At 49.5% G+C, this 16,993-nt stretch carries 10 protein-coding genes; 4 read left to right on the forward strand and 6 right to left on the reverse strand.

What is annotated here, in order from left to right; genetic code table 11:
* Positions 1–558 precede the first annotated feature (558 nt).
* Positions 559–3,450, forward strand: a complete 2,892-nt coding sequence (gene gcvP, locus ACJJI0_RS10995) for an aminomethyl-transferring glycine dehydrogenase (protein ID WP_444882578.1) — start codon at positions 559–561, stop codon at positions 3,448–3,450.
* 316 nt (positions 3,451–3,766) lie between these two features.
* The gene (locus tag ACJJI0_RS11000) at positions 3,767–4,009 is read left to right on the forward strand and encodes a zinc-ribbon domain containing protein (protein WP_444882579.1); all 243 of its coding nucleotides are present in this window, start codon (positions 3,767–3,769) and stop codon (positions 4,007–4,009) included.
* Between the two features lie 136 nt (positions 4,010–4,145).
* On the opposite strand, the gene ACJJI0_RS11005 is transcribed toward ACJJI0_RS11000, so the two are convergent.
* From ACJJI0_RS11005 to purU, 5 genes are all read right to left on the reverse strand, one after another.
* The gene (locus ACJJI0_RS11005) at positions 4,146–5,465 is read right to left on the reverse strand and encodes a glycosyl hydrolase family 18 protein (protein WP_444882580.1); all 1,320 of its coding nucleotides are present in this window, start codon (positions 5,463–5,465) and stop codon (positions 4,146–4,148) included.
* 112 nt (positions 5,466–5,577) lie between these two features.
* Positions 5,578–8,316: a TonB-dependent receptor gene (locus ACJJI0_RS11010; RefSeq protein WP_444882581.1), complete on the reverse strand. Its 2,739-nt coding sequence runs from the start codon at positions 8,314–8,316 to the stop codon at positions 5,578–5,580.
* 462 nt (positions 8,317–8,778) lie between these two features.
* Positions 8,779–9,510 (reverse strand): PAS domain-containing protein, encoded by a 732-nt coding sequence (locus tag ACJJI0_RS11015; RefSeq protein ID WP_444882582.1) that lies wholly within the window; start codon positions 9,508–9,510, stop codon positions 8,779–8,781.
* 108 nt (positions 9,511–9,618) lie between these two features.
* Positions 9,619–10,071, reverse strand: a complete 453-nt coding sequence (locus ACJJI0_RS11020) for a hypothetical protein (protein ID WP_444882583.1) — start codon at positions 10,069–10,071, stop codon at positions 9,619–9,621.
* Between the two features lie 32 nt (positions 10,072–10,103).
* Positions 10,104–10,940: a formyltetrahydrofolate deformylase gene (gene purU, locus ACJJI0_RS11025; protein WP_444882584.1), complete on the reverse strand. Its 837-nt coding sequence runs from the start codon at positions 10,938–10,940 to the stop codon at positions 10,104–10,106.
* An 83-nt stretch (positions 10,941–11,023) separates the two neighbouring features.
* Here purU and pepQ point away from each other — a divergent pair, with 83 nt between their 5' ends.
* Complete coding sequence (pepQ, locus tag ACJJI0_RS11030; RefSeq protein ID WP_444882585.1) at positions 11,024–12,337, forward strand: Xaa-Pro dipeptidase; 1,314 nt, start codon at positions 11,024–11,026, stop codon at positions 12,335–12,337.
* A gap of 280 nt (positions 12,338–12,617) precedes the next feature.
* A complete protein-coding gene (locus tag ACJJI0_RS11035; RefSeq protein WP_444882586.1) occupies positions 12,618–14,669 on the forward strand; it encodes an amidohydrolase family protein in 2,052 nt (683 codons plus the stop codon).
* A 79-nt stretch (positions 14,670–14,748) separates the two neighbouring features.
* Here the strand turns inward: ACJJI0_RS11035 and metE are convergent, their stop codons facing one another.
* Positions 14,749–16,980 (reverse strand): 5-methyltetrahydropteroyltriglutamate--homocysteine S-methyltransferase, encoded by a 2,232-nt coding sequence (gene metE / locus ACJJI0_RS11040; RefSeq protein ID WP_444882587.1) that lies wholly within the window; start codon positions 16,978–16,980, stop codon positions 14,749–14,751.
* Positions 16,981–16,993 lie beyond the last annotated feature (13 nt).

Here is a 16,993-nt window from a genome sequence, read left to right on the forward strand (position 1 = left end):
ATATCATTCATTTAAAATTTAGCCAGGCACCTTAGATGAAAGCTAAATGAATGAGCTTGGAGACAAAATTAGGTTATACCCATCTAAGGAGATCTCTAGTTTCCAGCCGTTACTGAATATACATATACTCGATGCCCTAGTAGAAGGCTACTCGCTACCGTAGGGTCTGGGACTATATGTTCACTCATACCCTTTGTTCGCACTTAAAACCATAACTTCTTCGGCTCACCCAGAACAAAATACCTCAATATCCCACATTACAGGATTTAACCCACTTTTTGCGCCAAAATTTAGCAGTTTCCCCGCCCAAAACCCGCAGATTGCCCCTACTCGCGCCGATTGCTAAGATGCGCGCCTGCCGCTATGGCCCGGCTTCCCCTCTGGTTCCGTATTGCAACACTGGGGCTGCCATCAAACCGATTCTCCCAAGCGTTACCCTCGCCTATCCGCTACGCGGAGGCCCGAGGCTTTCCACAGGAAAAGCGGTACCGAGGCCAGGTGCTATTTTTAACCGCGAGCGCACCGCGACGACTCCCTGCGACTACAGGAACGAAGTTTATGACCCAACCATCGCTGCAGCAGTTGGAACAACACGACGCCTTTATCCATCGCCATATTGGCCCCGATGCCAAACAGGTAGAGGCCATGCTGGAAACCCTCGGAGTTGCCAGCCTCGAAGAGCTGATCGAGAAAACCGTGCCCGAAGCCATTCGCAAGACCGATGAGCTGGATCTGGCCGATGCAATCAATGAAGTTGAGGCCCTCGCAGAGCTGAAAGATATCGCGGCGCGCAACAAGATCTACCGCACCTTTATAGGTATGGGTTACCACGACACCATTACCCCCAATGTGATCCTGCGCAACGTGCTGGAGAATCCGGGTTGGTACACCGCCTATACCCCTTACCAGCCGGAAATTGCCCAGGGCCGCCTGGAAGGCCTGCTGAACTTCCAGCAGATGATTATGGACCTCACCGGAATGGAATTGGCCAACGCCTCCATGCTGGATGAAGGTACCGCAGCAGCTGAAGCCATGGCCATGTGTAAGCGCCAGGTCAAACGCAACAAATCCAACGTCTACTTTGTGGACCAGGACTGCCACCCGCAGACCATCGCCGTAGTTAAGACCCGCGCCGAGCACTTCGGCTTCGAGGTCGTTGTAGGCGATGTGGAAAAAGATATTCCCGCCGAGCTGTTCGGTGCCCTGCTGCAGTACCCCGGCAGCACCGGTCGCGTACGCGACCTGACCGACATCATCACCAAGGTGCACGAAGCCAACGCCCTGGTAACCGTGGCCGCAGATCTGATGAGCCTGGTAGCCCTGCGAGCACCGGGTGATATGGGTGCAGACGTGGTTGTTGGCTGTAACCAACGCTTCGGCATCCCCATGGGCTACGGTGGTCCCCACGCCGGTTTCTTCGCCTTCCGCGAAGCTTACAAGCGCTCCGCACCGGGTCGTATTATCGGCGTTTCCGTAGACAGCAAAGGCAAGCGTGCACTGCGCATGGCCATGCAAACCCGCGAACAGCATATTCGCCGCGAGAAAGCCAACTCCAATATCTGTACTTCCCAGGTACTGTTGGCGGTAATGAGCGCTTTCTATGCGATTTACCACGGCCCTGAAGGCCTGAAAACCATCGCTGCCCGCATCCAGCGCCTGGCAGATATTCTCGCTTCCGCCCTGCAGCAGGAAGGCTTCAATCTGGCCCACGACAGTTGGTTCGATACCCTGAATGTCACCGTTGGCGCCAAGCAGGAAGAGATTTACCAGCGCGCCCTGGCCGCTGAGATCAACCTACGTAAAATTGGTGAAGACGCCCTGGGTGTGAGCCTGAGTGAGACCGCCACCCTGCAGGATGTGTCCGACCTGATCAATGCCTTTATCGGAACCGAACACAGCATCGATCTGCATACTCTGGACAGCGAAATTGCCAGCAAGGGCTCTCTGGGTGTACCCGCCTCCCTGGCGCGCGATACTGAATTCCTGACCCACCCGGTGTTCAACACTTACCACTCCGAGACCGAGATGCTGCGCTATCTCAAGTCTCTGGAAGCTAAGGATATCGCCCTGAATCACTCAATGATTCCCCTGGGCTCCTGCACCATGAAGCTGAACGCCACCGCCGAGATGATCCCGGTCACCTGGCCAGAGTTCGGCAAGCTGCACCCCTTCGCACCAGTAGATCAAGCGGAAGGCTACGCAGAAATGTTCCGCCAGCTACAGCAAATGCTGTCCGCCTGCACCGGTTACGATGCGGTGAGCCTGCAGCCCAACGCCGGTTCCCAGGGTGAATACGCAGGCCTGGTTGCTATCAAGAAGTACTTTGAAGCGAAGGGCGAAACCCAGCGCGACATCTGCCTGATTCCCGCCTCTGCCCACGGCACCAACCCGGCTTCCGCCATGATGGTGAGCATGAAAGTGGTTGTGGTTGCCTGTGATGATAAAGGCAATGTGGATATCGAAGACCTGAAAGCCAAAATCGAAGAGCACGGCGACCGCGTTGCCGCACTGATGGTCACCTACCCGTCCACCCACGGGGTGTTCGAGGAAGGTATCCGCGAAGTTTGCGATCTGGTTCACCAGGCTGGCGGCCAGGTTTATATCGATGGTGCCAACATGAACGCCTTGATCGGCGTCGCCGCTCCGGGCCAGTTTGGTGGTGACGTATCCCACCTGAACCTGCACAAAACCTTCTGTATTCCTCACGGTGGCGGCGGCCCCGGTATGGGTCCGATCGCTGTTGGCGAGCATCTGAAGCCCTACCTGGCGGCCCACCCGGTGACTGAAGTACCGGAAACCAATCTGGCTAACGGCACCATCTCCGCTGCTCCCTGGGGCTCCGCCAGTATCCTGCCGATCAGCTGGATGTATATCCGCATGATGGGTAAGCAGGGTATGAAGCAGGCTACCCAGATGGCAATCCTGAACGCCAACTACGTAGCCAAGAAATTGGGTGAGCACTACTCCCTACTCTACACCGGCACCAATGGCTTTGTTGCCCACGAATGCCTGGTTGACTTACGCCCCCTCAAGGAAGCCAGCGGTATCACTGAAGAGGATATCGCCAAGCGTTTGATGGACTTCGGCTTCCACTCCCCCACCATGTCCTTCCCAGTAGCCGGCACCCTGATGATCGAACCTACCGAGAGTGAATCCAAGGGTGAGCTGGATCGCTTTATCGAAGCGATGGCAACAATTCGCCAGGAAGTGGAAGATGTCACCAGCGGTAAATATTCTTCTGAGGACAACCCACTGCACAATGCCCCTCACACCCTTGAGGACGTGATGAGCGATGAGTGGACCCACAGCTACTCCCGTGATATCGCTGCGCGCCCGGCGGCGTGGTTAAAAGAGCACAAGGTGTGGCCGGCTGCTAACCGTATCGACAACGTATACGGTGACCGCAACCTGATCTGCTCCTGCCCTCCGATCGAGAGCTACGCCGAGTAAAATCCGACACTCTCACAGGAAGGTTTAAAAGCGGGCTTAATGCCCGCTTTTTTCGTTTTTATTGGGGCGAATTAAACTTCGCACCACCTAAAAAGCACCCCTTTTTTCTCTCAATCAGTGGTAAGGAACACCCAATGAAAAGCGGTAACCAAAGAAGAACCGAAATTAAGCAAGCTTGAAGAAAACGAGAATAGAGAAGTTAATTAAGGGCTAGACCCTTGGTCAATTCAGTGGCCCCATTCCCGGCTGGGCTATTGCGGTAGATAGGGCAGCAATTGTTCACCACTCTTACTATATTGACATTCCTCTCTACTAATTGGATCGAGAATTTCAATGTAAAGATTGTGGCTCAGATGAAGTATGGACAACAAAGCAACAAAAATGGTGGTATGAAATCACCAACGGAGACTTTGAGACCTCTGCGATTCGCTGCCGGCCCTGTAGGAAAAAGAGAAACCAATCGAAGGCAGAACAGAAAGCTCATATGGAAGCAATGGCAAAGAAAAAGCCACACCCCAATGAGGCCTTCTTTAAAAAGAGCTTTATTAAAAAAGAGTAGAAGTGTATCCGCCAAGAGTCAGAAACAACTCCTTAGGAGCTGAGTATAAGGGTTGTATTTCGGAGTGTTTACTACCCACTCCGAAATAGATTTACTAAAGAGAATTAACTAAATCACAACTATCAATATTTTTGAACTACTTAAGGCAACTAGGAACCGCTGAAGTACCTGGCCAAACTGTAGAAAGATAGCTGCTAGAATCTTTAGTCACATTAAATATCATAGTGCCGCCACCAAGGTTATTATTTTCGTTACAGGAGGCCAAAGCACTTGCAGTAGATGCACCATTCATCACAGTGGAAGCTCCAACACCCAGCTTAGACTTATCAACACCCAGATTGATATACTTCTGGATTCTTGAAGTACAACTTGAGCCCAACCAATAGCTCATCTCCCAGCCATAAGTTAGTTGATCGCCCAGTTTCTTGCCATTCCATTCAGCCTGAAAAGCATCGGTATCACTCCAGAGTGCTTTGGAAATGATTTTATTCGGCATTTTCTCTCGCAATGCACTAGTCACTTTTACCAGGGAGTCAGAATAGGTTTGGCTGCACTGTGAGTACTCATCATCAATATCAATACCATCCAGACCATATTGATCCACTGCATCTTTCAACTGTTGAGCAAAGTCATCAGCGGATTGCTCATCGGCAAAACAAGACCAACCTGCATTTTGGTGATTTCCGAGAACGCTGAGTACCACTTTCGTACCCTTGTCTTGCAAGTCTTGTACTGTACTCAAATTGTTATTGAGCAAGTCTGACACTTGGTCATTAAAATGCAGTACAGCTTTCTGACCATCGTAATTAATATTTGCCGCAAAGATCACAGCTATATCGAACAACTGACTGCCATCGCTCTCTGTAAAACAGCCCGCATTGCCCAGGTTATTACTGTTAACCTCTACGTAGGCAACTTTCGGAGCAGATCCACTTTCCTGAGGAGTATCAGATTTACACAGTGTTGAGCCCAGCTCACGGATTTCATTCTTGCGTGAACCACACCCATAGCCACTGCCATCCATGGAGGCATTATCGGCAAGGTTTGCAATTTCCCAGTCTCCCAGAACAGAGCACAGCTCATCTTTATAAATTTGTGCCTCAAGATAGGTAACCGGGTCTGCATCGGACGAACAACTGCCTCCACTAACAACATGTGGTGCTGAAGGTTCAGACTTACAGAGTGTCTTGGACATTTGGCGACTTTCATTATCCGTCAATTGGCAATTGTCACCCAGGTGCTCTATTGAAGCCCCTCCTGATAGACCTACAAGATCACCACTATTGAGAAGACCACAAAATTCATCAGGATAATTAAGCGCTTCAGAATAGCTTACTGTTGTAGCATCAGAAGGACATACGCCTGAACTGACTACTTCAATATCTGCGTAGGCACCAGCCTGAAATAAAAAGGTAGCACAAGCAGCTTGCATTGCTCTAAGTGTTGGTTGTTTCATATCTATGCTCATTTTTTATTATGTAGTTATGTGAATTTTACAATCTAACATCTAAAGTCAAAAAATGGTGTAGTGCATTTGCTCTACACCCAATACTACGATCAACGAGGTGTTAGAATTTATAGTTTGCACCAATATAAAATCGGCGCCCAGAGTAGTTGTTGTATGTCATCCGATTTTCCTGTTTCCAATATCCCTCCGCCACTTCTTCAGTTAAATTGATAATAGAGGCAGAGATATTAAAGTTATCAGTGAAGGTATAGGTTGCATTCAGATCCAACTGTCCGTAGTCCTTATCGTATACCGCATACCCACGATGTAAACTTGTAACCCTGTCATCCACCCAATTATAGGAGGCACGAACACCGAAATTTTCATTCTCATAAAATGCAGATAAATTATATTGATGTCTCGCGGTACCAGGTATCTCAGCTTCGATTGACTCATTAGCAAGAATGATCGTGGAAGTGCCGGTATCGGTAAATGTATAGTTGGCCATAAGACCGAAGCCACTTTCGAAAGCATGCTGGGCAAACAACTCCACCCCTCTAGAAGTTGCGTTTCCTCCCCCTATCTGCCCCTTCATTTCCACTTCAATAGGGCCATTACAACAATCGTGCTCACGCTCAACAATTTCAGTTACTTGGATTGGCAGATTGTCAATATCTTTGTCAAATAAAGTTACACCCAATGCAGAACCATCGGCGTAATACCACTCTAGGCCCAGATCGAACTGCTTGGAGATCATGGCCTCCAGATCCGTATTCGCAAAGAAGCCACTTCCTCGCCCCGTCCACTCATCCGGAGAAACAATATGAACTGGTGGACCATAAGTTTCAGCCTGCCCCAAATAAGCGTAACTCACCCTTGACATAGCTTTAGAGGCTGTAAATCGTATTACCAGATCATCAGTTAGATCCCAGGCAACATTCAAACTTGGCAAAAATTCTTTTGTGGTATTACTGCGGGAGTTAGCAATAACTTCATCCGATTCCATTCCAGTAATATCATCATACGTTTCAGTAGATAATTTTGTGCTGACATAGCGAACCCCCAAGTTTCCACGGAAGTCTCGCCATATAAAATCAGCTTGGGCATAGGTTGTGAATATTTCTTCATCAATTGTATAAGTGCCAGATAGTACTGGCATAACAGTGAGGTTGAAGTTTCCACGCACATAGTCCATCAAGGCATCGGTATCAAATGCCAGATAATCAATTGCACCTGTATTACCAGCACTATTATCAACTACCTTATCGCTAATTAAAGTTGAAGTATCTGGGTGGTAATCAGGATTATGGAACCATTGATCGCCAGGTAACCAACCTCGGTAACCGCCATTATCATCAGTCTCGTCATCCCATCGATAGATATCTCTATAGGATCTAGCCTCATGATCCCTATACTTTGTGCCCACATAAAGCTTATTAACAATTCCCCAGTTAGTATCAAATGCCAAATCTAGCTGATAGTAACTCTCTTCATCGCTATTTTCTGTAGCATCTGAGCCAAACCAGTCATAATAGGGATAAGCTTCTGTATCTTTAGTGAGATCTGTGGAAACTTCATAGCTCGGCTTACCATCTGCAATTGACCAAAGCCAGCTATCCACGGAACCATAACGAGCATCCATATTAGCGTATGTGAGTTCAGAAGTTCCCCCCTCTGCTTCTGTATGCCCAACATTTATCACTGCGGTATAAAAATCCCCTTCATAGATAACTTCAAAATCATAAGTGTTAGATTCCGATTCACCCTTGCGGGTATAGCCTGTCAGCTGGGGAGACATCAAACCACGGTATACGTCTACACCGCCATTTACATCTCCATCGCCCCAGTTATTTTCATTAAGGTCACCATTGTCGTTAAAACCATAGGTGACGACTGTATCTCCATCCACTTCAATGCCATAGTATGCATCGTCATGATCATTCCATTCCGCAAATGTCAGGCTTTGAGTATTAGTGTCATAGCCAAGCTTGGAACCGAAATAAGCTAAACCAAACTCCAGGCGTTCAGTGGGTCGCCACTGTGCGGCAAGCTGGTATCCATCACGGGTTCGGTCTTCCTTAGAGTTGTGAATACTGACCTGCGTGGGCGCCCACACATTGTTGAAAACTTCTTCTGTGGTCTGATCAACAAGAGCTGACAAATCTGCATTTTCATCAGTATCTGAGTGCAAACGCCAGCCACTTGCATAATTGGTAACTCCGGTTACGCCACGGTCCTGGCTGGTGTACCCCACTAAAATACCAAAAGTTTCGCTCTCATTTTTCCAGGAGTAGAAAGCATTATATTGTGGGTCCCACTCTTCGGTAGTATCTGAATAAGTCGTCTCTGTGGTGATTACACCTTGTCCAGCATCAAGATCAAGAGGTTTGTGGCTATGTAGGATAACGGTACCACCGACACCACCTTCATCAATTCTTGCCTCGGGGCTTTTATAAACCTCTGCCTTACTGATCATACTGGAGGGAAGCAATAAGTAGTTAAAATTTCTGGAGGGAGCTCCACTACCGGAAGTAGCAATGTAATTCCCATTTAACTGGGTGAGAGTCCACTCTGAGCTGGTTCCCCGAATACTAACCGTGCTACCTTCACCACCACTGCGATCGATAGTGACACCTGGCACACGCTGAAGAGAATCAGCTACATTTTTATCGGGGAACTTACCAATATCTTCTGCAGTAATAGCATCTACTACAGCAAGGGAATCCCGTTTGATTTCAAGGTTTTTGGTAGCACTCTCAAGAATTCCAATGACTTGAACCTCTTCAATTCTCTCATCAGAGTCCGAAGTTTCTTCCGCGATCGCCATGCTACTTACGACCAGCGAGATAGCAGTAACCATAGACTTCTGCCTGAAACCCCTGCTCCAGGTATTAACCCTTTTTCGGCTATTATTCTTCATTATTTTCATAGCATCCCAACTTTCTATTTTTTCTCTCACCGGTTCAAAAAATGCCAGCCCCTTTCAAAGGGCTGGCGTAAAACTGTCAGGGGACCCTAAACCCCAAAAAGACAGTTCATTTGTTGAGCACTAAAACCCTAAAAAAAAACCTTGATGGAGAGGTAATCAATACTGGGATACTAATGAAACAAAATCGGCGTTTTAGATTTTTAAGAAAAAACAAGCAGTCGCAGAAAGCCAAAAATGAATCGACTAACTACCTGTTTTAAGGAGGAAAATCCCAAGTCAAACTCGGGTCTAGAATTTCAGGAAATGAATTAAATGGGCGGCTGTCAACTCATCGGGGGAATTTAACGCACAACTCTCTCTAAAGTAGCTGAGGACACTCAGCTTGTTCGGTGTTTATATATTGGACTGAACTTCACTACGATAATTTGCTGGAAGCTGTCCAAACATGCCTTTGAAGTGTCTACTGAAGTAACTATGAGATGTAAAGCCAACCCGATAAGCAATTTCAGATATTGGGCTTTGTGTTTCCACCAGCATACGACGAGAGTTCTCTAATCTAACTTCCCGAACGAATTGCATGGGTGTTTTATCCAGATATTTTTTGAAACGCCGCTCTAGTGCACTAACCGATAAACTCGCGACCTCTGCCAAATCTTCAACGGCAATTGGCTGACTATAGTTATTTTTTATGTATTCAACTGGCCTTTTAAGTTTATCCATTCTAGAGAGAGTCTTAACCGTCTCTTTAAGGTCTCGAGCTACACCATAGGTTCCTATGATTTCTCCATTGGCACTCTTTAATGGGCGCTTTGATGTCGTAAACCAAACTAACTCGCCTGTTTTACCAATATTTAATTCCAGACGATCTGTAATCGTCTCTCCTGACATCACCCTTTTGTCATCACGTATATAGTTTTTAGCGAGATAAGAAGGGGAAAAATCCATATCTGAACGGCCAACTACCTGATGTAATGACCTGCAGCCGACATGCTCAATAAATTCCCGGTTACAATGCACCACATAGCCGGATTCATCTTTTACCCAGAAAATAATATCTGATATAAGGTCAAACACCGCAATGATCTGCTGCGTAGAGACCTGTTCCAAGACTGATTTATACTTCATTATTCTTATTTACATTTTGTATAAAACTGGAATATAGCTGAGCTTACTGGCTAACCTCTTAAAAATTAACAAACTCAATAAGTTTTTCTAATCAAGACACTAAAAGTATCAAAATGCCCCCTCTCTACACTCACCCCGCACTTCTCCCCCATATGGGGAGATAATTCGCTCAATTTCAAAATAACCACGCTCGCAGAAACCGGTTTCTATCAACTTCTGCTCCAGAGCCCAATCAAAATAGGCTTCTACCCGACGACTTGAAGGGCCACCGCTCTCCACTGGCCCTCTCGGCATACGGGACTGCGCACTGGAACCTGCCACAACTGGCGCAGGGATATCACGCTGCTTTCCCTTTAACGTAAAAGTAAAACGCTTGGCGCCATTGGGAGCAACTTCTGTCTCAAAGGATTCCTTCATTCCTGGTATCGGGCTGTTACTGGTACAACCTGTAAATATCAGGGCAATTGCCAAGCCCCCAAATAGTCGTATTGGGGATAATGAGGAGTTAAATTTATTTTTATTCAGCACAGCAAGCCCTCTTGGCTCATCAATAGCTTCCATAAAAGGCTATTAGCCTCAGGAGACTTTATCAATTATTTGAATACCACGGTTTTATTGCCATGGATAAATACCCGCTCCTGCAACAGTAACTGCAGTGCGCGGGACAAAACCAACTTTTCCACATCGCGGCCCGCATCCGCCATGGACTCCGCCGAATAGGCATGGTCCACATGTATTACATCCTGTTCAATAATCGGGCCCTCATCCAGATCATCAGTCACAAAGTGGGCGGTGGCACCGATAATTTTAACTCCGCGTTCATAGGCCTGCTGATAGGGCTTGGCCCCGATAAAGGCCGGCAGGAAGGAATGGTGAATATTAATAATTCGGCCAGCATAATGAGCGACAAACTCCGGGGTGAGTACCCGCATATACTTGGCCAGAACCAGGTAATCCGGATTGTACTCATCTACCAGGGCAGCCACTTTTTCCTCGTGCTCGCTGCGTTTCAGGTCTTGTGCCGGTACACAGTGGAAGGGAATATCAAACTTCTCTACCAACCCACCCAGGTCTGGATGGTTGCCAATCACAGCGGCTATCTCAACATCCAGTGCGCCCGAATAGCACTTCATCAAGATGTCACCCAAGCAGTGAGGCTCGCGTGTCACCATCAACACCAGGCGCTTGCGTTTGGTGGACACCAGGCGCCGCTCGGCCCCCTGCGGCAGGGCCATATCCAAATCTTCCAGGAAAGTGGTGTCGTTGAAGATACCTTCCAGGGCGGTGCGCATAAAAAAGCGGCCCTCCGCGCGGTCTACAAATTCATCATTCTTGATGATATTGAGCTGGTGCTTGTAGCAAATATTGGTAATCTTCGCGATCAGGCCCTTATCATCGGGGCAGTCGGTTAGCAGTATCTTCTTTTCCATGGTCGAATTTCAGGCCAAATATCCAGAGTTCAGACTATACACTATGCCGTCTAATCGATTCAGCGATCCATTCCGGGGAGAACATGGATAAAAACCTTTACGCAGATCATATGGCCACCCTGTGCCGCCGCTACGATGAAATATTGGAGTCCTGCGGCTTCGATACCCTGAATGTATTCAGCGGTGCACCCAGGATGCAGTTTCTGGATGACAACCCCTACCCTTTTAAGGTCAATCCCCAGTTCAAGGCCCTGGTACCGATCACCGACAACCCCAACAGTTGGGTGATCTTCAGGCGCGGGCAGAAGCCCAAACTCTTGTTCTACCGCCCGGTGGACTTCTGGCACTATGTCCCACCTGCACCACAGACCTTCTGGAGTGAGCTCTACGATATCGAGCTGTTGAGTAAGCCAGCAGATGCCCGGGAATTCCTAAAGGCGGATAACGCCGCCTTCATTGGTGAGGCCGACAGGTTCCAGGACTGGCCACTCGGCGAGATCAACCCCGAAACCCTAATCAACCGTCTACATTGGGCGCGTGCCTATAAGACCCCTTATGAAGTCGCCTGTCTGCGCGAGGCCAACCGCATTGCGGTGGCAGGGCACCGAGCCGCTGAATTGGCTTTTCGCGGTGGCGCAAGCGAGTTCGAGATCAACCAGGCCTACTTGAGTGCTACCGGCCAGGGCGAGAACACCATGCCGTACGGCAATATCGTGGCCCTCAATGAACACGCGGCGATACTGCACTACACCCACCTCTCCACCCAGCGCCTGCCCGGCACAGAATTAAAGACCTTTCTGATAGACGCAGGGGCCGATTGCAACGGCTATTGTGCGGATATCACCCGCACCTATAGCTATGCCGACAGCGAGTTCGCTCAGCTGGTGGCGGCAATGGATGAAAAGCAGCTGCAGCTGGTGGACGGCCTCAAACCCGGCCTGCCCTACCCGGATCTACACCGCCAGTGCCACTTGAAAGTTGGCGAGTTGCTGGCCCAGTTCGATATCATCAAATCTTCTGCCGAGAGTGCGGTGGAGTCCGGACTAACCCAGCCATTTATGCCTCATGGTCTGGGCCACTTCCTCGGTCTGCAGGTACATGATGTGGGTGGTCACCAGAGTGGCCCCGATGGCGGTAGCACACCCCCACCTGCGGAGTACCCTTTCCTGCGCACCAGCCGCACTATTGAAGAAAACCAAGTGTTTACTATTGAGCCGGGGCTCTATTTTATCGATAGTCTGCTTGCGGAATTGAAAGTCTCCTCCCTTACCAGTGAAGTTAATTGGAATAAGGTTGAAGAGTTCCGCCCCTACGGCGGCGTGCGTATTGAGGACAATATTGTGGTGGGTGCCGAAGCGAACGAGAACCTCACCCGCGCCTGCGAGGCAGAGTATTAATGCCATAGGTAAACAAATACTCTAACTCGCTCTCGCCAAGAGTAAGGCAATCTGGCAGGTTTTGCTGTCTTCCAGGTTGCCGGATCTCCTCAAGCTCTCCCTCACCCTTAACAGGTAAAATAAAAAACCACTGAGGTTTATCCCAACGCCCTGTCGCCCTGATTCATCCTTCTGCCGAAATTACTCCTAAAGCCATCACTCTCTGTACTGCTATCTCTTGCCTGAATAGAAAAAAACAGCCAACCTCCCCTGCGCAAAAACAACAAGAAAGGTTCACCCTATGAAAAAGTCCAGGCTAGCGACACTGGTCGCCGCAGCGGTATTTGCCACTGCCAATTGCGCCTATGCAAAATCAATCGAATATATCTTTTACGATAAAGAGGGTATCGCCGGCAGCGAGGTGATCGAACAAAAGGGCTCAAAAATTTCCGGAGAATTAAAGCTCGGTTGGAATAACCGCCGACTCAATCTAAAGGAGAGCTTCACGATCGGCGCTGCCAAAATGCCCGAGCAGGTCCACATTGAAGGTATCAGTCCCTTTGGCGCGCCAGTTAATGAAGAGTTTACACTGAAAGATGGTGTGGCCACTTGGCAAGGCACCGATGAACACGGCAGCGCAAAAACTTCCGAAGCGCAGTTTTATATTCCCAAAAACTCGACTCTGGCCGTACAAACCCAGCTGGTAAAAGCGCTACTTGCCGATAAGGATCACAGCATAGGTTTACTACCCCAAGGACAAGCTCAGCTACACAAGCTGGATCAGCTCACTCTTGAGCAGGGCGATGAGAAGAAAACCGTGTATCTCTACGGTGTGAGTGGCCTGGGTTTTACTCCGGACCTGGCCTGGTACGATGAATCCGGTGATCTGTTTGCTGCCGATGAAGGAGGCTGGTTCGCCATACTGCGCAAAGGCTGGGATAAATCCCACCTGCAACAGCTCAAAGAACGCCAGGTTGCCGCTTCCGACCAGTATTTACTGGATATCGCCGAAAAGCACACCCATACCTCCGCCCAACCGATCCTGATTAGCAACGTCAATCTGGTCGATGTAGAAGCGGGCAAGCTTCGCAAGCGTCGCCACCTACTGGTGGAAAACGGCAAAATCACAAAGATTAGCCGCCGCCCAATCAAAGTCCAAAACGCCACCCGTATCGATGCCAAAGGCCACACCCTGATTCCCGGGCTGTGGGATATGCACGCACACCTATCACCCACTGATGGTGCCCTGAATATGGCCGCCGGTATTATTAATGTGCGCGATATCGGTAATACCCACGAAAATATTATGCGCATCTCCGGCCTGTATGAATCCGAACAGATTATCGGCGGTGACCTGTTCCGTGCGGGCTTTATGGACAGGGAAAGTGAAAATGCCATGCGCATGGGTAAAACGGCAGATAGCCTGGAAGAAGCCAAGGAAATTGTCGAGTGGTATGCGGAACATGGCTACCAGCAGATAAAAACCTACAGCTCCATGGAGCCCGAGTGGATCGCACCCTTAGCCAAACATATCCACGAAAACGGCATGCGCTTATCCGGGCATATCCCCGCCTTTATGACCGCAGAGGAAGCGGTGGATGCCGGCTTTGATGAAATCCAGCATATCAATATGCTGTTCCTCAATTTTATGGGCAAGATCGACACCCGCAAAAAACTACGTTTTACCGAAATTGGTGAACATGCCCACGAGCTGGACTTGGAAAGTGCAGAGGTTGATGAATTCCTGGATAAACTCGCTGAGAAAGGTACAGTGGTAGATGCCACGACTACCGTATTTAGCTCTATGTTGCTGCGCAAACCTGGCAAAATAGATCCGGAGTTTGAAGATATCGCCGACCATTTACCGGTGAATATTCAGCGTGCATTTGTCGGTGCCGAGCTGGATGTAAAACCGGAACACAGGGATGACTACGACCTCTCCGCCGATGCCCTGCTGAAAATGATGCGTAAACTGCATGAGCACAAGGTGACCATGGTAGCGGGTTCCGATGGTATTCCCGGGTTTACCCTGCTGCGCGAGTTGGAGCTCTATGCCAAATCCGGTATACCCGCTATGGATGTCCTACGTACTGCCACACTGGTACCTGCCCAGGTAATGGGAGCCGATCAATATACTGGCAGTATCACCGTGGGTAAAAATGCAGACCTGGTTTTACTGGAAGGTAATCCGCTGGAAGATATCAGCGCACTGCGTCGCACCGCATTGGTTATTGAAGGGCAAAATCTCTATCGCCCTGATGAACTGTATCAAGCCCTGGGCATCAAACCATTTCACCCCTCGGTACCATTTGAAATAAATGGTACGACTACCATTGCAGCCAAGTCTGAATAAAAAGACAAAGCGGTAAGCAAAAAAAGAAAAGTAAAAACCGGCAGTCAAAAAGACTGCCGGTCTTTTTTAAAGCCAAATATTAAGCCAACTCGCTGCGCACAGTGCGCGCCGCTTCCACCATGTTCAATAGGGAGGAGCCCACTTCGGCCCAGCTGCGGGTTTTTAAGCCACAATCTGGGTTCACCCAAAGCCGCTGTATCGGCACTACTTCGGCAATTTTCTTCAGACGCTCAACCAGCTCCTCCCGCTCAGGCACATTAGGGGAGTGGATATCATAAATTCCCGGCCCTATTTCATTGGGGTAACCGCCATTCCTATCGGCAAAAGCACTGAGCAGACGCAGGTCTGAGCGGGCGGATTCGATAGTAATGACATCCGCATCCAAGGAGACAATCGCCTCCATGATTGCATTGAAATTGCTATAACACATATGGGTGTGAATCTGGGTTTCCGCTTTTACCTCGCTACAGGTAAAACGAAAACATCCCACCGCCCAGGCAAAATAATCAGCATGCTCGGATTCACGCAGGGGAACCCCCTCGCGCAGCGCCGGCTCATCAATCTGAATAATTCCTATACCCGCATTCTCAAGATCCAATACCTCCTGGCGTAATGCCTCGGCAATCTGCAAGCAACTTTCACTTCGGTGGATGTCCTCACGAGGGAAGGACCAGTTGAGAATCGTCACTGGACCTGTGAGCATGCCTTTTACCGGCCTTTGGGTCAGGCTCTGGGCATAGCGGCTCCACTCCACCGTCATAGCCTGTGGACGAGAAATGTCACCGAAAATAATGGGCGGTTTTACACAGCGGGACCCATAGCTCTGTACCCAACCATTGCCAGTATGCACAAACCCCTGCAGCTGCTCGCCAAAATACTCCACCATATCGTTGCGCTCGGCTTCACCGTGTACCAACACGTCCAAGCCAAGAATTTCCTGGCGACGGATCGCCTCGGCAATCTCCGCACGCAAATGCTGGGTGTAATCCGACTCACTGATCTCACCACTGCGATGCTGGCGGCGTACCTTGCGCAATAGGTCCGTTTGTGGGAAAGAACCGATCGTGGTGGTCGGCAACAGTGGCAACTGCCAGCGTTTTTCCTGCAGTGCCGCGCGATCCTGATAGCGCGGTGCACGCCAGCTGTCCTGTAAGCGCTCAGTGACGGAGTTGCCGGCGATAGGTTTCTTTACAGGAGTTGCCGTTGATGGGACTGGCTCGGCCAATAGTTTTTGCAACTGGGCCAACTCCGCTAGCTTCTGGCGACTGAAGGCAAGCTTTTGTTTTTGCTCAGCCGGCAACGATGTTTCGGTATCCAAGTCCACCGGGCTGTGCAGTAGTGAGCAGCTGGCTGAAACCCATAGGCGCCCGCCCAAACGATCCGCCAGAGACTTCAGCTGTGAGTGCCACTTCTGCAAATCCGCTCGCCAAACATTGCGGCCATTTAGTACCCCGGCGGAAAGTACCTGATCTTCCCCAAGCAACTGCGCGGCTTCCGCAAGCTCCTCTGGCGCCCGTACGCAGTCAATGTGTACTCCCGCAACCGGCAGGGAAAAAGCCAACTGCAGGTTTTCCCGCAACGAGGAAAAATAGGTCGTCAGCAACAATTGCAAATTTGCCGTGTGGTTGAGTTGGGCATACACAGCTTGAAACGCTTTGCGCCACTGCTCTGGCAAATCCAAGCCGAGAATCGGCTCATCAATTTGCACCCACTCCACCCCCAGGCTTTCAATCTGGGAAAACAGCTCGGTATAGCAGGGCAATAGATTGGCGAGCAAATCCAGAACATCATCAACACCCCGCCCCAACCAGAGGTAAGTGAGCGGCCCAAGAACCACCGGCTTGGCCTTATAACCCAGGGCTTGTGCTTCACGTATTTCTTCCAGCAACCAATTACTATCCAGGGTAAAAGTTTGCTTCTCGTGAAGCTCTGGCACTAAATAGTGATAATTGGTATCGAACCACTTGGTCATGGCACTCGCCGCAACCGGTTGACCGGAGGGTGCGCGGCCGCGGGCCAGACGAAAGTACTGGTCCAATTTATTGTTCGCAGCCCCTTCGGCAAAGCGCTCAGCAACCACACCAAACATCAGCGAATGATTGAGCACCTGGTCATACCAGGCAAAATCGCCAACCGTCACTGAATTGAGCCCCTCACTTGCCTGGGCCTGCCAGTTCTCCCGGCGAATACTCTCACCAACCTCCAGTAGCCGCTGCTGAGATATTTCACCGCGCCAATAGGCTTCCTGAGCTTTCTTTAGTTCGCGATCAGCGCCGATGCGCGGATAACCAAGGACATGCGTTTGCACCATTTTCTACTTTCCC

It is taken from the genome of Microbulbifer mixtoriginis (SeqCode), assembly GCF_052466695.1.